Here is an 18,248-nt window from a genome sequence, read left to right as displayed (position 1 = left end):
CAATCTACCGGGTGCCGTTCAGGGCGCCGACAACTCGTTCGGTGACTTCGTCGATGGCTCCGATCCCGTCGACCCGCCTGACGATGCCGCGCCCCTCGTACTGCGAGACAACCTCTTCGGTCTGCTCGTGGTACAGGTCGAGCCGGTGGCGGATGACGGTTTCGTTGTCATCGCTGCGGCCGTCCAGCTCGGCGCGCCCGGTCAGGCGACGGATCAGTTCCTCGTCTGGGGCCGTGAGCTGCAGAACGGCGTCGAGGGTGAGCTCGTTCTGCTTGAGGATGTCATCCAGTTCCACCACCTGGGCTGGCGTGCGCGGGTAGCCGTCGAGGAGGAACCCCTCGCGGACATCGTCTTCCTTCAGACGATCCCGCACCATCGAGTTGGTGACGCTGTCTGGTACGAAGTCTCCGGCGTCCATGTACTTTTTGGCCTCCAGGCCAAGTGGAGTCTCGCGCTTCACGTTGTCCCGGAATATGTCTCCGGTAGAAATCGCGACGACGCCTAGCCGCTCGGAGATCCGCGAAGCCTGTGTGCCTTTGCCGGATCCGGGAGGACCAATTATGAGCATGCGTGTCATCGCAACAACCCTTCGTAGTGACGCTGCTGAAGCTGGGCGTCGATCTGCTTCACCGTTTCGAGTCCAACACCCACCATGATGAGGATTGAAACACCACCGAACGGGAAGTTCTGGTTTGCGTTGATCAGCACGAGCGCGATCAACGGGATCAGTGCTACCAGGCCGAGGTAAAGGGCGCCCGGGAGGGTGATGCGGGACAACACGTACTGCAGGTACTCGGCCGTTGGCCGCCCCGCACGGATGCCCGGAATGAACCCACCGTATTTCTTCATGTTCTCCGAAACCTCGTCCGGGTTGAACGTGATTGCTACGTAGAAGTAGGTGAAGAAGACGATCATGGCGAAGTAGAGCGCCATGTACAGCGGGTGGTCGCCGTTGGCGAGGTAGGTGGTGATGAAGTTGACCCATTCCGGCGGCGGAGTCTGGCCGTCGGTGGGTGTGTTGAACTGTGCGATCAGGCTTGGCAGGTACAACATCGACGACGCGAAGATCACCGGGATGACGCCGGCCATGTTCACCTTGATCGGGATGTAGGTACTGCTTCCCCCGAGCGTGCGTCGACCAACCATCCGCTTGGCGTACTGCACGGGGATTCGACGCTGCGACTGCTCAACAAAGATCACCAGTGCAACCACCACCAGACCGATGGCGATCACTGCCACAAACACCGTCCAGCCCTGGGTGCGGAGGATCTCGCCCAGAGAGGTTGGGAAGCCTGCAGCGATGGCGGTGAAGATGAGCAGTGACATGCCGTTGCCGACTCCACGCTCGGTGATGAGTTCACCCATCCACATGATCAGGCCGGTGCCGGCAGTAAGGGTCAGGATCAAAAGCAGGATGGTGATGATGCTGTCATCCGGGATGATCGGCACTGGACAGTCACCCAGCAGGGCTCCCGATCGGGCCAGGGAAACCAGCGTGGTCGCGTTGAGCAAGGCCAACGCGATGGTCAGGTAACGCGTGTACTGGGTCAGCGTTGACTGCCCCTGCGCGCCTTCCTGATGCAGCTCCTGGAACCGCGGGATGACCACGCGGAGGAGCTGGGTGATGATGCTCGCCGTGATGTAGGGCATGATGCCCAGAGCGAAGATGGACACTTGCAGGAGAGCGCCACCACTGAAGAGGTTCACGAACTCGTAGAGACCGCCCTCGGTGTTGCCGAGCTGCAAACACTGCTGAACATTGCCGTAGTCAACACCGGGCGCGGGGATGAAGGCACCCAGGCGGAAGATGGTGATGATTCCAAGCGTGAACAACAGCTTGCGCCGCAAGTCTGGCGTCCGGAAAGCCCGGCCAATAGCGCTAAGCAAGCGTCCTCCTGAAGGTCTTGGTGTCCATGGCGGACAGATACACAACAACCGAGTCTAACGGTTGAAACCCGGTGCGTCGGACCCGGGGGCGGCTAGGTAAGCCTACTTGGCCGTAAAAAAACTCTTGGTGGGCCGGAATGTTCCGGCCCACCAAGAGTCTAGTTGCTAGATCGGGTAGATCACAGCGGCTCTGAATTAGAGTCCGGTGACCGAACCGCCGGCTGCAGTGATCTTCTCTGCAGCGCTAGCCGAGTACGCGTGCACGGTGACATCGACCTTGACGGTGATATCACCGGTGCCCAGTACCTTCACGGGCTGGTTCTTGCGAACCGCACCGTTGGCGACCAGGCTGTCGACCGACACCTCGCCACCGTTGGGGTAGAGCTCCGAGATCTTGTCCAGGTTTACAACCTGGAACTCGACCCGGAATGGGTTCTTGAACCCACGCAGTTTAGGAAGGCGCATGTGCAGGGGAAGCTGTCCGCCTGCGAAGCCTGCCTTGACCTGGTAACGGGCCTTGGTTCCCTTCATACCGCGTCCTGCAGTCTTACCCTTGGAGCCTTCGCCACGGCCCACGCGGGTCTTGGCGGTCTTCGCTCCAGGGGCGGGACGCAGGTGGTGGACCTTGAGCGCGTGAACGCGCTCGTTGTCCGGATTGACCGTGGCTGCTGCCACATTCTTCTCTGCCATTAGTTGGCCTCCTCAACCTTCACGAGGTGCGGAACCGTGTTGACCATGCCAACGGTAACGGCATCAGCGGTACGGACAACTGTGTGCCCGATGCGCTTGAGGCCGAGGGACCGCAGGGTGTCGCGCTGGTTCTGCTTGCCGCCAATGACGGACTTGATTTGGGTGATTTCAAGCTTCGCTGAGCTTACTAACACGCGCTTGGGAGTTGCCATTACGCACCTGCCTTTTGTTCCTGCATTGCGCGCAGCATCGACGAGGAAGCCACCTGATCCAGCGGCAACCCACGACGGGCCGCTACTGCCTGAGGCTCTTCCAGCCGCTTCAGCGCGTCAACAGTTGCGTGAACAATGTTGATGGCGTTCGAAGAACCGAGTGATTTGGACAGAACGTCGTGGATGCCGACGCATTCCAGCACAGCACGCACCGGGCCACCGGCGATAACGCCGGTACCTGGGGAGGCTGGGCGGAGCAGGACTACGCCTGCGGCCGCTTCGCCCTGAACCAGGTGAGGAACCGTACCACCGATGCGGGGGACCTTGAAGAAGGACTTCTTGGCCTCTTCAACGCCCTTTGCGATAGCTGACGGAACTTCCTTGGCCTTGCCGTAACCGACGCCGACCATTCCGTTACCGTCGCCAACGACAACCAGGGCGGTGAAGCTGAAACGCCGTCCACCCTTGACTACCTTTGACACACGGTTGATGGCAACCACGCGCTCGACAAACTTGTCTTTGTCGTCGCCACGGCCCCCGTCACGGCCACCACGGCCGCCGTCGCGACCGCCACGGCCGCCGTCACGGCCACCGGCGCCGCTGTTGCGGCCACCACGTTCTCCGCGGGCACCGCCCTTGCGGTCGTCGGCTGCTGCCGTTGCGGGTGCCTCTGTAGCCGGAGCTGCAGCGGCAGGCTGTTCAGTACCTGTACTCAATTCAGGTTCCTTTGCATTGTTTTCCTCGGTCACAGTGCCAACCCACCTTCGCGGGCGCCATCAGCGATGGCGGCAATACGGCCGTGGTACTTGTTGCCGCCGCGGTCGAAGACTACTGCTTCGATTCCCGCGGCCTTGGCACGCTCAGCTACGAGGTTGCCCACGCGCTTAGCTTTGGCGGTCTTGTCGCCGTCGAATGCACGCAGATCGGCTTCGAGGGTCGATGCCGAAGCAACCGTGACACCCAAACCGTCGTCGACAACCTGAACGAACATGTGACGTGCAGACCGGTTGACTACCAGACGCGGGCGGACCGCTGTTCCGGTGATGCGCTTACGCACACGGAGGTGGCGGCGTCCACGCTGGGCGGACTTGCTCTTCGAGCTTCGCTTCTTATTAATGCTGATAGCCATGATTATTTACCAGACTTTCCGACTTTACGGCGAACAACTTCGCCTGCGTAGCGCACGCCCTTGCCCTTATAGGGGTCCGGCTTCCGCAGCTTGCGGATGTTTGCGGCGACTTCGCCGACCTGCTGCTTGCTGATGCCGGAGACGGAAACCTTGGTAGGTCCCTCAACGGTCAGAGTGATGCCCTCCGGTGCCTTGACGGCGACCGGGTGGCTGAAGCCCAGTGCGAACTCCAGGTCGGAACCCTTAGCCTGCACGCGGTAACCGGTGCCAACAATTTCCAGGTTCTTCTTGTATCCGTCAGTGACACCGGTGATCATGTTGGAGATCAGCGTGCGTGTCAGGCCGTGCAGCGAACGCGATTCGCGCTCGTCGTTGGGCCGGGTGACGGTCAGTGTGCTCTCGTCGAGATCCACCAGGATTGGGCTGGGCACGGTGTGGCTCAGCTCGCCCTTGGCTCCCTTGACGGAGACCACGTTTCCGGTGATTTTTACCTCAACACCCGCGGGAACGGAGATGGGGAGACGTCCAATACGTGACATGTGTTTACTCCTTCTCTGTTCCGGCTACCAGACGTAGGCGAGGACTTCCCCACCCACGCCCTTCTTGGATGCCTGGCGGTCTGTCAGCAGTCCGGAGGACGTGGACAGGATTGCGATACCAAGACCACCCAGCACGTGCGGCAGGTTGGTGGACTTCGCGTAAACACGGAGTCCGGGCTTGGAGATGCGGCGGATGCCGGCGATTGAACGCTGGCGCTCAGGACCGAACTTGAGGTCGATGGTCAGCTTCTTGCCAACCTCCGCTTCCTCTTCCTTCCAGCCTGCGATGTAGCCTTCAGCCTTGAGGATGTCGGCGACGCGAGCTTTGAGCTTGCTGTATGGCATGCTCACGGTGTCGTGGTATGCGGAGTTTGCATTGCGCAGACGTGTCAGCATGTCTGCCACAGGATCTGTCATTGTCATGTGGGCTCTTGCCCTTCCTCGTAACGGTTTCCGGGGCCCGGTTTAGGGTGTTGGACTTGCGCCCTGCCCTGCCCGGTACGGACCTGGAACGTAGTTAGATTAATCTTCGGATTTAAACGGGAAGCCGAGCGCTTTGAGCAGTGCGCGACCTTCGTCATCGGTTTTTGCGGTGGTGACAACGGTGATGTCCATGCCACGTACGCGGTCGATCTTGTCCTGGTCGATCTCGTGGAACATTGACTGTTCCGTGAGTCCGAAGGTGTAGTTGCCGTTTCCGTCGAACTGGCGGCCGCTAAGGCCACGGAAGTCGCGGATACGGGGCAGTGCCAGTGACACTAGACGGTCGACGAATTCCCACATCCGGTCGCCACGGAGAGTTGCGTGGCAGCCGATTGGCATTCCCTCGCGCAGCTTGAACTGAGCAATGGATTTGCGGGCCTTGGTGACCTGAGGCTTCTGACCGGTGATCTGGGTCATGTCGCGTACAGCGCCATCAATGAGCTTGGAGTCCTTGGCGGCATCTCCAACACCCATGTTCACAACAACCTTGACCAGGCGTGGAACCTGGTTGACGTTGGTGTAACCGAATTCTTCCTGCAGTCCGGACTTGATTTCAGCGGCGTAGCGCGTCTTCAGGCGCGGGGAGATCTTTGTCTCTACGGCTTCGGTAGTCATTAGAGATCCTTCCCTGATGCCTTGGCGACACGAATCCGGACCGTACGCTCTTTACCGTCTTTTTCGACGGTATCGATGCGGTAGCCAACGCGGGTTGGCTTGTTGGTCTCGGGGTCAACCACTGCAACATTGCTGATGTGGATGGGGGCTTCAATGACCTCGATGCCGCCGGTCTTCGAGCCGCGCTGCGACTGTCCAACCTTGGTGTGGCGGGTGACGCGGTTGATTCCCTCGACGAGGACCCGGTTGTTCTCCCGGAATACCTTCAGAACCTTGCCCTGCTTGCCGCGGTCTCCGCCGCGTTCCTGCTTGGCTCCGCTGATGACCTGTACCAGGTCACCCTTCTTGATCTTGAACTTCACTGTCTTATTCGCTCCCATGGATTAGAGCACCTCCGGCGCTAGCGAGATGATCTTCATGAAGCGCTTGTCGCGGAGTTCGCGACCGACGGGACCGAAGATACGCGTACCGCGTGGGTCGCCGTCTGTCTTCAAGATCACCGCAGCGTTCTCGTCAAACTTGATGTAGGAACCATCCGCGCGGCGGCGTTCCTTCTTGGTGCGGACGATAACCGCCTTGACGACGTCGCCCTTCTTTACGTTACCGCCGGGAATTGCATCCTTGACGGTGGCGACAATGACGTCGCCGATGCCTGCGTAGCGACGTCCAGATCCACCGAGAACACGGATTGTCAAGATTTCCTTGGCACCCGTGTTGTCGGCGACCTTAAGTCGCGACTCCTGCTGAATCACTTATTGCTCCTGTCGTCGCGCTGGTTCTCTATACGAGCCTTGCGGAACGGATATGGGTTGGCCCCGTAATACTGGTCCTCAGCCTGCGCGGGCGCGAACACGCCTGCGCAAAGAATGCTGAACAAGATTATCGGGCTTTTGTCTCAATCGCCGGTGTGGAAGCTCATACCTCTAACCCACCGGACAGACAAGATTTTCATCTTATCGCGAAAGTGCCCCGGAGGTGAAATCGCAGTGCGATATCACCTCCGGGGCCCAGTCGTAACAGCTGGTTCCCTTGCGGGAGCCTACTTGGCGCGCTCGATTACCTCGACCAGACGCCACCGCTTGGTAGCGGACAGCGGGCGGGTCTCGCTGATGAGAACGTGATCGCCGATGCCGGCGGTGTTCTCTTCATCGTGGACCTTGACCTTGGTGCTGCGGCGAAGAACCTTGCCGTACAGTGCGTGCTTCACCCGGTCCTCAACCTGGACCGTGATGGTCTTTTCCATCTTGTCCGAGACTACGTAGCCACGACGGGTCTTACGGTAGCCGCGGGCCAGATCGTCCGACGTCGTTGCTTCACTCTTCTGTTCACTCACTTGGCGTCCTCCTTAGAAGCCTCGGTGCCTGCGTCAGGCGTGCCCGCATCCGGGGCGTCTTTGGTGGAGGCCTTCTTGGACTTCTTGGCCTTTTCAGGCTTTGCTTCCTCAACGGGAGCAACATAGTCAGGCCGAATGCCGAGCTCACGCTCACGCATCACCGTGTACAGGCGTGCGATATCGCGCTTCACTGAGCGCAAACGCCCGTGATTTTCCAACTGACCCGTAGCGGACTGGAAGCGAAGGTTGAACAACTCTTCCTTACCCTTGCGGAGTTCTTCGACCAGGCGATCACGATCGAAGCCGTCCAACTGCTCGGATGTCAGTTCCTTTGAACCTATAGCCATGTCTACTCACCACCTTCACGACGCACAATGCGTGCCTTCAACGGCAGCTTGTGGATTGCTAGGCGCAATGCTTCGCGGGCTACCTCTTCTGATACACCGGAGAGTTCGAAAAGAACCCGACCCGGCTTGACGTTGGATACCCACCATTCTGGGGAACCCTTACCGGAACCCATACGGGTTTCAGCAGGCTTCTTGGTCAGTGGGCGGTCGGGATAAATGTTGATCCAGACCTTGCCGCCACGCTTGATGTGGCGGGTCATGGCAATACGTGCAGCTTCAATCTGACGGTTCGTGACGTAAGCCGGGCTCAGTGCCTGGATACCCCACTCACCGAAGCTGACCTCAGTGCCACCGGTTGCAGCGCCGGAACGACCCGGGTGGTGCTGCTTACGGAACTTGACTCGACGAGGGATAAGCATTTAAGCCTGTCCTCCTTCCGCTGCTGCCGGAGCTGCAGCTTCAGCCGGTGCGGCAGTTGCCTGCGCCTCGGTAGGAGCGGAACCGGCCGGGTTACGACGACGACGGTCTGCACCGCGGTCTCCGCCGCGGTCAGCGCCAGCTGGGCCACGGCTCGGACGGTCGCTTCCGCCGCCGCGTCCGCGGGACGGTGCAGCTGCAGCCTGGGCTGCGAGCTCCTTGGCGGTGATGTCGCCCTTGTAGATCCAGACCTTCACGCCGATACGGCCGAAGGTGGTCTTGGCTTCGAAGAAGCCGTAATCGATGTTCGCGCGGAGGGTGTGCAGGGGCACACGGCCTTCACGGTAGAACTCGGAACGGCTCATTTCTGCGCCACCCAGACGGCCGGAACACTGGACACGGATGCCCTTCGCTCCTGCACGCTGTGCCGACTGCATAGCCTTCTTCATCGCCCGGCGGAATGCCACGCGTGAGGAGAGCTGCTCAGCAACGCCCTGGGCAACAAGCTGAGCTTCCATCTCGGGGTTCTTGACCTCGAGGATGTTCAGCTGAACCTGCTTGCCGGTCAGTTTCTCCAGCTCGCCGCGAATGCGGTCTGCTTCGGCGCCGCGGCGGCCGATAACGATGCCGGGACGTGCAGTGTGGATATCCACACGAACACGGTCACGGGTGCGCTCGATCTCTACCTTGGCGATGCCGGCGCGATCCATGCCCGTCGCCATGAGCTGACGGATCTTGATGTCCTCACGGACATAGTCCTTGTACCGCTGACCTGGCTTGTTGCTGTCGGCAAACCAGTGCGAACGGTGGTCCGTGGTGATACCGAGCCTGAACCCATGCGGGTTTACTTTCTGTCCCACTAGCGGACCTGCGCTTTCTCAGGGGTGGCTACTACAACTGTGATGTGGCTAGTCCGCTTCAAAATGCGGAATGCACGGCCCTGGGCGCGCGGTCGGAACCGCTTCATCGTGGGGCCTTCATCAACAAATGCCTCGCTGATGAACAGGTTATCTTCGTCGAATGCGATGCCGTCCCGGTCCGCGAGGACACGGGCGTTGGCGACCGCCGACTGTACTACCTTGAATACCGGCTCTGAAGCTGCCTGCGGGGCGAACTTCAGTATTGCCAGAGCCTCATTCGTCTGCTTTCCACGAACCAGGTTGACGACGCGCCGGGCCTTCATAGGCGTGACACGCGAAAAACGCGCAACTGCCTTGGCTTCCATTGCTTTCCTTCTCTCGTCTTCTGCCGCTCGAGCAGCGCCTAGCGGCGCTTGCCCTTGCGGTCGTCCTTTACATGGCCGCGGAAGGTCCGCGTCGCAGCGAATTCGCCGAGCTTGTGCCCGACCATTGACTCTGTGACAAACACCGGGATGTGCTTGCGCCCGTCGTGCACGGCGATCGTGTGCCCCAGCATGTCGGGGATGATCATTGAGCGGCGGGACCACGTCTTGATGACGTTCTTGGTGCCCTTGTCGTTTTCACGAGCTACCTTCACAAAAAGGTGCTGATCGACGAAGGGGCCTTTCTTCAGGCTGCGTGGCATGTCTCCAGGCTCCTATCGCTTGTTCTTGCCGGAACGACGGCGACGCACAATCAGTGAGTCGCTCTCTTTGTTTTTGCGGCGGGTACGGCCTTCGGCCTTACCGTTCGGGTTCACCGGGTGACGGCCACCAGAGGTCTTACCTTCACCACCACCATGTGGGTGATCAACCGGGTTCATGGCAACGCCACGAACGGTTGGGCGGACGCCCTTCCAGCGCATGCGGCCGGCCTTGCCCCAGTTGATGTTGGACTGTTCTGCGTTTCCAACTTCACCGATGGTGGCCCGGCAGCGAACATCCACGTTGCGGATTTCACCGGATGGGAGACGGAGCTGCGCGAAGCGGCCCTCTTTGGCAACCAGCTGTACTGACGCACCGGCCGAGCGAGCCATCTTGGCCCCGCCGCCTGGACGCAGTTCCACAGCGTGAATCACGGTACCAACCGGGATGTTACGCAGTGGCAGGTTGTTGCCTGGCTTGATGTCAGCACCGGAACCGGCTTCCACCATGTCGCCCTGCTTCAGGCGGTTAGGTGCAACGATGTAGCGCTTGGTGCCGTCAACGTAGTGGAGCAACGCGATGCGAGCCGTGCGGTTGGGATCGTATTCGATCTCAGCAACGCGGGCGTCAACGCCGTCCTTGTCGTGGCGACGGAAGTCAATCAGGCGGTACTGGCGCTTGTGGCCACCACCCTTGTGACGGGTCGTGATCTTGCCGGTGTTGTTACGTCCACCCTTTTTAGGGAGGGGACGCACCAGGGACTTCTCCGGTGTCGACCGAGTGATTTCTGCGAAGTCAGCAACGCTTGAACCGCGACGGCCAGGCGTTGTTGGCTTGTATTTACGAATAGCCATGTGTCATTTCCTCGTTAAAGTGGTCTCCGCCCTAACCGAGCGGACCGCCGAAGATGTCGATCGTTCCTTCTTTGAGGGTCACGATGGCACGCTTGGTGCCCTTACGCTGCCCCCAGCCGAAGCGGGTGCGCTTGCGCTTACCCGAACGATTGAGTGTGTTGATCGAATCGACCTTGACGGAGAAAATCTTCTCCACGGCCAACTTGATCTCTGTCTTGTTCGAGCGAGGGTCGACCAGGAAGGTGTACTTACCTTCGTCGATCAGGCCATAGCTCTTTTCCGAAACGACCGGCGCAAGGACGACGTCGCGGGGATCTTTGGAGATGGTCGCGCTCACTTGGCGTCCTCCGTAGCTGTTGTGCTCTCGTCAGCATCTACGGTCGAGTCAGCTGACCCGACGAACGTGTCGTAAGCGGCCTTCGTGAAGATCACGTCGTCGGAAACCAGCACGTCATAGGTGTTGAGCTGGTCAACATAGAGGACGTGTACTTCCGGGACGTTCCGCACGGACAGAGCCGTGAGATCGTTGGCGCGCTCGATAACGATGAGCAAGTTTGGACGCTCCGAGATGCTGCGAAGCGCTTCGATTGCACCCTTGGTGGACGGCTTGTCGCCGGATACCAGGGACTCGAGGACGTGGATACGACCGTTGCGTGCCCGATCAGAGAGGGCACCGCGCAGAGCGGCAGCCTTCATCTTCTTGGGGGTGCGCTGGCTGTAATCGCGTGGGGTGGGTCCGTGTACGACGCCGCCACCGGTCATGTGAGGGGCGCGGATCGAACCCTGACGGGCGCGACCTGTTCCCTTCTGCTTGAACGGCTTGCGGCCGGCGCCGGATACCTCTGCGCGGGTCTTCGTCTTGTGCGTACCCTGACGGGCAGCAGCAAGCTGAGCTACAACAACCTGGTGCAGCAAGGGCACGTTGGTCTGCGTGTCGAAGATCTCCGCTGGGAGATCGACGTTGACGGTGTTGACAACTGAGTTCGTGACCATATTGGTCATGCTCCCTTCACGGCGGTACGCACGAGGACGACCTGGCCGCGGGCGCCGGGAACGGCACCCTTGATCAGCAGCAGCGACTTCTCGACATCCACAGCGTGAACTGTGAGGCTCAGAGTGGTCTGACGAACGGCACCCATACGGCCTGCCATTTTCATACCCTTGAAGACGCGGCTAGGGGTGGACGCGCCACCGATAGAGCCGGGCTTGCGGTGGTTCTTGTGGGCACCGTGGGATGCGCCGACGCCGTGGAAGCCGTGACGCTTCATGACACCTGCGAAGCCCTTGCCCTTGGTGGTGCCGATGACGTCGACCTTCTGGCCGGCTTCGAAGATCTCAACAGAGAGCTCCTGGCCCAGCGAGTAGGTGTCAGCATCGGAGGTACGCAGCTCAACTACGTGGCGGCGCGGTGTGACGCCAGCCTTTTCGAAGTGACCGGCCAGTGGCTTGGTCACCTTGCGAGGGTCGATCTGGCCGAAGCCGATCTGGACAGCTGTGTAGCCGTCCTGGTCCGCTGAGCGGAGCTGGGTAATGACGTTGGAGTCAGCCTGGACGACGGTAACCGGTACCAGCAGGTTGTTTTCGTCCCAGACCTGGGTCATTCCGAGCTTGGTGCCCAGAAGACCCTTTACCTGACGCGTAAGTGAAGTAGACATTATGATCCGCTCTCCCTTACAGCTTGATTTCGATGTTCACGTCCGCAGGCAGGTCGAGACGCATCAGCGAATCAACGGCCTTGGGCGTGGGGTCAATGATGTCGATCAGACGCTTGTGAGTACGCATTTCAAAGTGCTCGCGGCTGTCCTTGTATTTGTGCGGTGAGCGGATAACGCAGTACACGTTCTTCTCCGTCGGCAGGGGCACTGGGCCAACTACCGTAGCGCCTGCGCGCGTCACCGTCTCAACGATCTTCCGTGCTGATACGTCGATGACCTCGTGGTCATACGACTTCAGCCGGATGCGGATTTTTTGTCCCGCCATGGCGTCTCGACTCTCTCTCTCAAGAATTCTTGAATATCTGTCAGTTCCTGCACGTGCTGCGCCCGTTGCACTGGCGCTCCTCCCACAGACTGAATCCGGAAGTTTCCGGGTTCCTCACCCTGTGGAGGTACCGACCCCCGCGCTCGGGCGTGTCGCGGATTTTCTGCAAACTGATCCCTCTGTTTGCTTCCACGTTTCCAGCCGAACTGAAATGGGGGTGGTTATATTTGGGCTAACCGCCCGGCGAACACTGACCCTGCATCAGGCATTATCCTGATCGGGACGGTATCTCAAACCGCGCGCGCAAGCGCTTGAACAACTTGTCCAGTTTGCCAGATATCAGGGCATAAGGCGAATCCACGCGGCGACACGCCCCCGGATAGTGAACTTTGCAGGCACCCACCTTCAAAATAGTGGTCAGGCCGCAGAATCGCCGTCGGGCAACCACTCCCCTGCCCCTCCGCCACTATGCTGCGAACCAAACTGCAGCTGGACCATTCCTTCGGCCCGTTCCCGGCCTCTCCCCCACGGGTGAACGCGGCCCAAACCCGACAGAGCGGCCGAAAGCGGCTGGCGCAGCACACATACCTGGGGCGTTTGCCGTTTTCTGCTGCGCTGGTCGGGTTCTACCGCTTCCATCTGAGTGGGCTTCCAGCAATCAATCCCTTGGAGACCAGCAAAGAGAGCAGCCGCTGCGGTTTGTTGACATCCTCCCAGACCCAGCGCACCACAGTAAAACCGAGGGCACGCAGCCGATCTTCGCGGATCTTTTCATCGACCACCACCTGGCTGGCGCTACGTCCGCCCATGTACTCGGGCTTCTGGTATTTGATGAGGCCGTCGAACTCACCAATCAGCCCCCGTTCCCGCCAATAGAAGTCCGTCTGGGCGACGAAGCCCTGGGCATCGCGGAACGTCTTCTGAAGTTCGGGCGGCTGGATCCCGAACAGGGCCATGAGCGCCCGGCTGGCGGACTCCCCCGGGGATTCCGACGCCGGATCGCCAAAGTCCAGCACCATGCCAAACCGATGGTTCGCCGCCGCCGTCCCCAGACATTGCGCTGCGGTCCGTAACTGGACCGGGTCAGTCCTGTTCCGCCGGAGTGAGTCATCCAGCGCGACGACGGCGCTGGGGAAGGTGGTCTCAGTGGCCAGAGCCAAAAGCGTGTAGTTCAACGAGGTCGCGCGTAGACCATCCAACCGTACCTTTGCCGGCTCGTAGTCATCCGTAAAATGGCGGCGGATATCCTTCCGCGACCTGTCGGACCGACGGCCCTCCTGTTGCGTGTGAACCACGCGGGGGACACCCAGAATTGGTATTGAATGAATCAGGGCTGCAGACTCGTGGGAGAAAAGCGGCGGTCGCTGGGCGCTGAGGTTTACTGCCAGGACCAACATCCGATACCTGTCCCAGCGGTCCAGGTTGTGCCATACCTCGGCCCCCAGGTAGATGCCGTGCCTCACCCGGACCAGGGTGCCGGCTCTGCATTGACGCTGCAGTTGGGTGGGGTCCACGCCTTGCAGTGCCAGTTCCGAGGAAGTCCTCAGGTGGTTACGCAATTCGAGCATACGATTCATACCCCGAGTGTGGCGCGCCAGCGACCGGCCAGGGTGCAACGTCGTCGTTTTGTGGACAACGCTCCCCCGGCCAGCGTCCCGGAACTCTTCTCCCGCAGCCGAAAACGTCCTGCGCTGCGGTAATCGGCAAGCGCTGCAGCTATAGGTGGGGCGGATGCCGATATGTACTGCGCCCGCCGACACCTGCTGCGCCATCAAAAGACCGACGCGAGGGCAAACTCAAAAAGGAAAGGCCCCGCTGCAACTGCAGCGGGGCCTTTCCTCAGTGACTCGTGAAGAGTTACTTGATGATCTTGGTAACGCGTCCTGAGCCTACGGTGCGGCCGCCTTCGCGGATAGCGAAGCCGAGGCCTTCTTCCATAGCGATTGGCTGGATGAGCGCAACGGTCATCTCAGTGTTATCGCCAGGCATAACCATTTCAGTACCCTCGGGGAGAGTAATGACACCGGTGACGTCAGTTGTACGGAAGTAGAACTGAGGGCGGTAGTTGGAGTAGAACGGGTTGTGACGCCCGCCTTCGTCCTTTGCCAGGATGTAGACGTTGGCATCGAAATCGGTGTGCGGGGTGATTGAACCCGGCTTGACGATAACCTGTCCACGCTCAACATCTTCGCGCTTGATTCCGCGGAGCAGGAGACCACAGTTCTCGCCTGCCCATGCTTCGTCGAGCTGCTTGTGGAACATCTCGATACCGGTAACCGTGGTCTTCTGGACCGGACGGATGCCGACGATCTCGATTTCCGAGTTGATCTTCAGGGTTCCACGCTCGGCGCGGCCCGTAACAACGGTGCCACGGCCAGTGATGGTGAAGACGTCTTCAACAGGCATCAGGAACGGCTTGTCCTTGTCGCGGACTGGGTCCGGAACGCTGTTGTCGACTGCGTCCATCAGGTCCTCAACGGACTTGACCCACTCGGGATCGCCCTCAAGTGCCTTCAGGCCGGAGACGCGCACAACTGGTGCCTCGTCGCCGTCGAAGCCCTGCGCGCTGAGCAGCTCGCGGACCTCCATCTCGACGAGATCAAGCAGTTCCTCGTCGTCGACCATGTCGGACTTGTTCAGCGCGACCAGCAGGTAGGGAACGCCAACCTGGCGGGCGAGCAGAACGTGCTCGCGGGTCTGAGCCATCGGGCCGTCGGTCGCAGCAACCACGAGGATTGCTCCGTCCATCTGTGCGGCACCGGTGATCATGTTCTTGATGTAGTCAGCGTGGCCGGGAGCGTCTACGTGTGCGTAGTGGCGCTTCTCGGTCTGGTACTCAACATGCGAGATGTTGATGGTGATGCCGCGCTGCTTCTCCTCGGGGGCCGAGTCGATGGACGCGAAGTCGCGTGCCTCGTTGAGATTGGGGTACTTGTCGTACAGCACCTTGGAAATGGCAGCCGTCAACGTCGTCTTTCCATGGTCAACGTGACCGATGGTTCCGATGTTAACGTGCGGCTTAGTCCGCTCGAACTTTGCCTTCGCCACGGGTTCCTCCTAGAACGTTTTGAGAAGATTTGCTTCCCAGCCGCGCTGTTCGCGGCTGAAACTGTTGCAAGTCTACTGGGGGCTTTTACTTTGATGAAATTACTGCATGCTGCAGGAGCCGGATGGCTCCTGCAGCTGGTCTGCGGAAAAGTTATTCGCCGCGGGTCTTCTGGATGATCTCGTCGGCAACTGCCTTCGGAACTTCCGAGTAGCTGTCGAACTTCATCGAGTACACCGCGCGGCCCTGGGTCTTCGACCGCAGGTCACCGATGTATCCGAACATACCCGACAGGGGCACCATGGCCTTGATGACCTTGACACCGCTGGCGTCCTCCATGGACTGCATCTGGCCACGACGTGAGTTGAGGTCACCGATAACTTCACCCATGTATTCCTCAGGGGTGCGGACTTCAACTTCCATCAATGGTTCGAGCAGGACAGGATTAGCCATCCGTGCCGCTTCCTTGAACGCCATCCGGCCAGCGATCTTGAACGCCATTTCGGACGAGTCAACATCGTGGTAAGCGCCGTCGAGCAGCACAGCCTTGATGCCGACAACCGGGTAACCGGCCAAGACGCCGTCGTTGAGGGCATCCTGGATGCCCGCGTCGACGCTGGGGATGTATTCGCGAGGGATACGACCACCGGTGACTTTGTTGTCGAACGCGTACAGGACGCCGTCTTCAACTTCCATCGGCTCGATGGCGATCTGGATCTTCGCGAACTGACCCGATCCACCCGTCTGCTTCTTGTGGGTGTAGTCGTGCTTGGCGACGGCGCGCTTGATCGTCTCGCGGTAAGCAACCTGGGGCTTACCCACGTTGGCTTCGACGCGGAACTCGCGGCGCATGCGGTCCACCAGGATGTCCAGGTGAAGCTCGCCCATGCCGGCGATGATCGTCTGGCCAGTGTCAACGTTGAGGGAGACCTGGAAGGTCGGGTCCTCAGCGGAGAGCTTCTGGATAGCCGTTGACAGCTTCTCCTGGTCACCCTTGGTCTTCGGTTCAATCGCAACCGAGATCACTGGGTCAGGGAAGCTCATCGACTCGAGCACGATCTGGTTGGCACTGTCCGACAGCGTGTCGCCGGTGGTGGTGTCTTTCAGACCGATGGCTGCGTAGATGTGACCTGCAAGGGCTTCCTCAACGGGGATCTCCTTGTTGGCGTGCATCTGGAACAGCTTGCCGATGCGCTCCTTCTTGTTCTTCGTGGAGTTGGTCACCTGCGTGCCAGCCGAAATCTGGCCGGAGTACACGCGGATGAACGTCAACTGTCCGAAGAACGGGTGGGTAGCCACCTTGAAGGCCAGAGCCGAGAACGGCTCTTCGGTGCTCGGCTTGCGAGTCAGTTCGATTTCCTCGTCCCGGGGATCGTGACCGATCATCGGGGGAACATCCAGTGGATTCGGGAGGTAGTCGACAACAGCGTCAAGCATCGGCTGAACGCCGCGGTTCTTGAACGCTGAGCCACACAGGACCGGGTAGATCTCCGAAGCAATGGTGAGCTTACGGATTCCAGCCTTGATCTCGGCAACCGAAGGTTCTTCGCCGGCGAGGTACTTCTCCATGAGCTCGTCATCAGCTTCGGCAACGGCTTCGAGCAGACGCGCCCGGTAGTCGTTAGCCTTCTCCACGAGGTCAGCCGGGATCTCTTCGATCTCGTACTTGGCACCCATGGTGACGTCACCCTTGGAGTCGCCGCGCCAGGTCAGCGCGCGCATTTCCACGAGGTCGATGACGCCCTCGAAGTCGTTCTCCGCGCCGATTGGCAGCTGGATGACCAGCGGCTTGGCGCCGAGACGGCTGATGATGGTGTCAACGGTGAAGTAGAAGTCGGCGCCCAGCTTGTCCATCTTGTTGACGAAGCAGATACGGGGAACTTCATACTTGTCAGCCTGGCGCCAGACGGTCTCGGACTGCGGTTCTACGCCTTCCTTGCCGTCGAACACTGCCACTGCACCGTCGAGGACGCGCAATGAGCGCTCAACCTCTACCGTGAAGTCGACGTGGCCCGGGGTGTCGATGATGTTGATCTGGTTGTTGTTCCAGAAGCAGGTCACGGCGGCGCTCGTGATGGTGATGCCGCGTTCCTTTTCCTGTTCCATCCAGTCAGTCGTGGAGGCGCCGTCGTGCGTCTCGCCGATCTTGTGGTTTACACCCGTGTAGAACAGGATGCGCTCGGTAGTAGTGGTCTTGCCGGCATCAATGTGGGCCATGATGCCGATATTGCGGACCTTGTTGAGGTCGGTAAGCACGTCCTGTGCCACGGTGTCTCCCTTATTCTTGGGTTTCTAGAAGTCGGAGTCTGGTTACCAGCGGTAGTGTGCGAAGGCCTTGTTCGACTCAGCCATCTTGTGCGTGTCCTCGCGGCGCTTGACAGCTGCACCGAGACCGTTGGAAGCATCCAGGATCTCGTTCATGAGGCGCTCGGTCATCGTCTTCTCGCGGCGAGCCTTCGAGTAGCCAACGAGCCACCGCAGGGCGAGTGCCATGGAGCGGCCGGGCTTGACCTCGACGGGGACCTGGTAGGTCGCGCCGCCGACTCGGCGGGAGCGGACCTCGAGGGAAGGCTTGACGTTGTCCATTGCCTTCTTCAGTGCGGCGACAGGATCGCCGCCGCTCTTGGCGCGGGCACCCTCAAGTGCGCCGTACACGATGCGTTCTGCAGTGGACTTTTTGCCGTCGACGAGTACCTTGTTGATCAGCTGAGTGACCAGTGGGGAACCGTAAACGGGATCTACAACTAGCGGCCGCTTAGGGGCCGGGCCCTTACGTGGCATTACTTCTTCTCCATCTTCGCGCCGTAGCGGCTACGAGCCTGCTTGCGGTTCTTGACACCCTGGGTATCAAGCGCACCACGGACGATCTTGTAACGGACACCGGGCAGATCCTTCACACGACCACCGCGCACCAGCACGATGGAGTGTTCCTGAAGGTTGTGACCGACACCTGGGATGTAAGCGGTAACTTCGATGCCGCCGTTGAGGCGCACACGGGCGACCTTACGGAGCGCCGAGTTCGGCTTCTTGGGGGTGGTCGTGTAAACGCGGGTGCAAACGCCGCGCTTCATGGGGCTGCCCTTCAGTGCGGGCGCCTTGGTCTTGACGACCTTAGGTGTCCGGCCCTTACGGACCAGCTGGTTAATAGTAGGCACTTCTGCGTTCTCCGTAAT

27 protein-coding genes are annotated in these 18,248 nt (G+C 60.1%); all 27 read right to left on the bottom strand.

What is annotated here, in order from left to right; all coding sequences use genetic code 11:
- Positions 1 to 4: 4 nt before the first annotated feature.
- A complete protein-coding gene (locus B384_RS0102225) occupies positions 5 to 577 on the bottom strand; it encodes an adenylate kinase (protein ID WP_019481513.1) in 573 nt (190 codons plus the stop codon).
- Positions 574 to 1,887: a preprotein translocase subunit SecY gene (gene secY, locus B384_RS0102220; RefSeq protein WP_026040899.1), complete on the bottom strand. Its 1,314-nt coding sequence runs from the start codon at positions 1,885 to 1,887 to the stop codon at positions 574 to 576. The genes B384_RS0102225 and secY overlap by 4 nt, the downstream gene beginning before the upstream one ends.
- Before the next feature lie 195 nt (positions 1,888 to 2,082).
- Positions 2,083 to 2,577, bottom strand: a complete 495-nt coding sequence (gene rplO, locus B384_RS0102215; RefSeq protein WP_019481511.1) for a 50S ribosomal protein L15 — start codon at positions 2,575 to 2,577, stop codon at positions 2,083 to 2,085.
- Positions 2,577 to 2,789: a 50S ribosomal protein L30 gene (gene rpmD, locus B384_RS0102210; protein ID WP_019481510.1), complete on the bottom strand. Its 213-nt coding sequence runs from the start codon at positions 2,787 to 2,789 to the stop codon at positions 2,577 to 2,579. The genes rplO and rpmD overlap by 1 nt, the downstream gene beginning before the upstream one ends.
- Positions 2,789 to 3,538, bottom strand: coding sequence for a 30S ribosomal protein S5 (rpsE, locus tag B384_RS0102205; RefSeq protein WP_019481509.1), 750 nt, complete (start codon positions 3,536 to 3,538; stop codon positions 2,789 to 2,791). The genes rpmD and rpsE overlap by 1 nt, the downstream gene beginning before the upstream one ends.
- Positions 3,535 to 3,918 carry a 50S ribosomal protein L18 gene (gene rplR / locus B384_RS0102200; protein ID WP_019481508.1) on the bottom strand — a complete coding sequence of 128 codons (384 nt, stop codon included), beginning with the start codon at positions 3,916 to 3,918 and terminating at the stop codon, positions 3,535 to 3,537. The genes rpsE and rplR overlap by 4 nt, the downstream gene beginning before the upstream one ends.
- A gap of 2 nt (positions 3,919 to 3,920) precedes the next feature.
- Complete coding sequence (gene rplF / locus B384_RS0102195) at positions 3,921 to 4,457, bottom strand: 50S ribosomal protein L6 (protein WP_019481507.1); 537 nt, start codon at positions 4,455 to 4,457, stop codon at positions 3,921 to 3,923.
- 24 nt (positions 4,458 to 4,481) lie between these two features.
- Positions 4,482 to 4,880: a 30S ribosomal protein S8 gene (gene rpsH, locus B384_RS0102190; RefSeq protein WP_019481506.1), complete on the bottom strand. Its 399-nt coding sequence runs from the start codon at positions 4,878 to 4,880 to the stop codon at positions 4,482 to 4,484.
- A 99-nt stretch (positions 4,881 to 4,979) separates the two neighbouring features.
- Positions 4,980 to 5,555 carry a 50S ribosomal protein L5 gene (gene rplE, locus B384_RS0102185; protein WP_019481505.1) on the bottom strand — a complete coding sequence of 192 codons (576 nt, stop codon included), beginning with the start codon at positions 5,553 to 5,555 and terminating at the stop codon, positions 4,980 to 4,982.
- On the bottom strand, positions 5,555 to 5,935 hold the full coding sequence (gene rplX, locus B384_RS0102180) for a 50S ribosomal protein L24 (RefSeq protein WP_019481504.1): 381 nt from the start codon (positions 5,933 to 5,935) through the stop codon (positions 5,555 to 5,557). The genes rplE and rplX overlap by 1 nt, the downstream gene beginning before the upstream one ends.
- A gap of 3 nt (positions 5,936 to 5,938) precedes the next feature.
- A complete protein-coding gene (rplN, locus tag B384_RS0102175; RefSeq protein WP_019481503.1) occupies positions 5,939 to 6,307 on the bottom strand; it encodes a 50S ribosomal protein L14 in 369 nt (122 codons plus the stop codon).
- Between the two features lie 287 nt (positions 6,308 to 6,594).
- A complete protein-coding gene (gene rpsQ, locus B384_RS0102170) occupies positions 6,595 to 6,888 on the bottom strand; it encodes a 30S ribosomal protein S17 (protein WP_019481502.1) in 294 nt (97 codons plus the stop codon).
- Positions 6,885 to 7,235: a 50S ribosomal protein L29 gene (gene rpmC / locus B384_RS21260; RefSeq protein ID WP_019481501.1), complete on the bottom strand. Its 351-nt coding sequence runs from the start codon at positions 7,233 to 7,235 to the stop codon at positions 6,885 to 6,887. Before rpmC ends, rpsQ begins: the two co-directional genes overlap by 4 nt.
- A 2-nt stretch (positions 7,236 to 7,237) precedes the next feature.
- A complete protein-coding gene (gene rplP / locus B384_RS0102160; protein WP_019481500.1) occupies positions 7,238 to 7,654 on the bottom strand; it encodes a 50S ribosomal protein L16 in 417 nt (138 codons plus the stop codon).
- Positions 7,655 to 8,512: a 30S ribosomal protein S3 gene (gene rpsC, locus B384_RS0102155; RefSeq protein ID WP_019481499.1), complete on the bottom strand. Its 858-nt coding sequence runs from the start codon at positions 8,510 to 8,512 to the stop codon at positions 7,655 to 7,657.
- Entirely contained in the window at positions 8,512 to 8,877 is a 366-nt protein-coding gene (rplV, locus tag B384_RS0102150; protein WP_019481498.1) for a 50S ribosomal protein L22, read from the bottom strand. The genes rpsC and rplV overlap by 1 nt, the downstream gene beginning before the upstream one ends.
- A 38-nt stretch (positions 8,878 to 8,915) precedes the next feature.
- On the bottom strand, positions 8,916 to 9,197 hold the full coding sequence (gene rpsS, locus B384_RS0102145) for a 30S ribosomal protein S19 (protein ID WP_019481497.1): 282 nt from the start codon (positions 9,195 to 9,197) through the stop codon (positions 8,916 to 8,918).
- Positions 9,198 to 9,209: 12 nt separating this feature from the next.
- A complete protein-coding gene (gene rplB / locus B384_RS0102140; RefSeq protein WP_024475620.1) occupies positions 9,210 to 10,049 on the bottom strand; it encodes a 50S ribosomal protein L2 in 840 nt (279 codons plus the stop codon).
- Positions 10,050 to 10,080: 31 nt separating this feature from the next.
- A complete protein-coding gene (gene rplW / locus B384_RS0102135; RefSeq protein WP_019481495.1) occupies positions 10,081 to 10,386 on the bottom strand; it encodes a 50S ribosomal protein L23 in 306 nt (101 codons plus the stop codon).
- Positions 10,383 to 11,051, bottom strand: coding sequence for a 50S ribosomal protein L4 (rplD, locus tag B384_RS0102130; RefSeq protein WP_019481494.1), 669 nt, complete (start codon positions 11,049 to 11,051; stop codon positions 10,383 to 10,385). Before rplD ends, rplW begins: the two co-directional genes overlap by 4 nt.
- Positions 11,048 to 11,704, bottom strand: coding sequence for a 50S ribosomal protein L3 (rplC, locus tag B384_RS0102125; protein ID WP_024475622.1), 657 nt, complete (start codon positions 11,702 to 11,704; stop codon positions 11,048 to 11,050). Before rplC ends, rplD begins: the two co-directional genes overlap by 4 nt.
- A gap of 16 nt (positions 11,705 to 11,720) precedes the next feature.
- Positions 11,721 to 12,029, bottom strand: coding sequence for a 30S ribosomal protein S10 (gene rpsJ / locus B384_RS0102120; RefSeq protein ID WP_003803825.1), 309 nt, complete (start codon positions 12,027 to 12,029; stop codon positions 11,721 to 11,723).
- Between the two features lie 626 nt (positions 12,030 to 12,655).
- Complete coding sequence (locus B384_RS17455; protein WP_192813045.1) at positions 12,656 to 13,606, bottom strand: type IV toxin-antitoxin system AbiEi family antitoxin domain-containing protein; 951 nt, start codon at positions 13,604 to 13,606, stop codon at positions 12,656 to 12,658.
- 280 nt (positions 13,607 to 13,886) lie between these two features.
- Positions 13,887 to 15,077, bottom strand: coding sequence for an elongation factor Tu (gene tuf, locus B384_RS0102110; protein WP_019481491.1), 1,191 nt, complete (start codon positions 15,075 to 15,077; stop codon positions 13,887 to 13,889).
- Between the two features lie 151 nt (positions 15,078 to 15,228).
- Positions 15,229 to 17,343, bottom strand: coding sequence for an elongation factor G (gene fusA, locus B384_RS0102105; protein ID WP_019481490.1), 2,115 nt, complete (start codon positions 17,341 to 17,343; stop codon positions 15,229 to 15,231).
- A 42-nt stretch (positions 17,344 to 17,385) separates the two neighbouring features.
- The gene (gene rpsG, locus B384_RS0102100; RefSeq protein WP_019481489.1) at positions 17,386 to 17,856 is read right to left on the bottom strand and encodes a 30S ribosomal protein S7; all 471 of its coding nucleotides are present in this window, start codon (positions 17,854 to 17,856) and stop codon (positions 17,386 to 17,388) included.
- Entirely contained in the window at positions 17,856 to 18,230 is a 375-nt protein-coding gene (rpsL, locus tag B384_RS0102095) for a 30S ribosomal protein S12 (RefSeq protein WP_019481488.1), read from the bottom strand. The genes rpsG and rpsL overlap by 1 nt, the downstream gene beginning before the upstream one ends.
- Positions 18,231 to 18,248 lie beyond the last annotated feature (18 nt).

The organism is Arthrobacter sp. TB 23 (assembly GCF_000294595.1).
In the GTDB taxonomy this organism is placed as follows: Bacteria; Actinomycetota; Actinomycetes; order Actinomycetales; family Micrococcaceae; genus Arthrobacter_D.
This window is presented reverse-complemented; position numbering and strand designations above follow the sequence as displayed.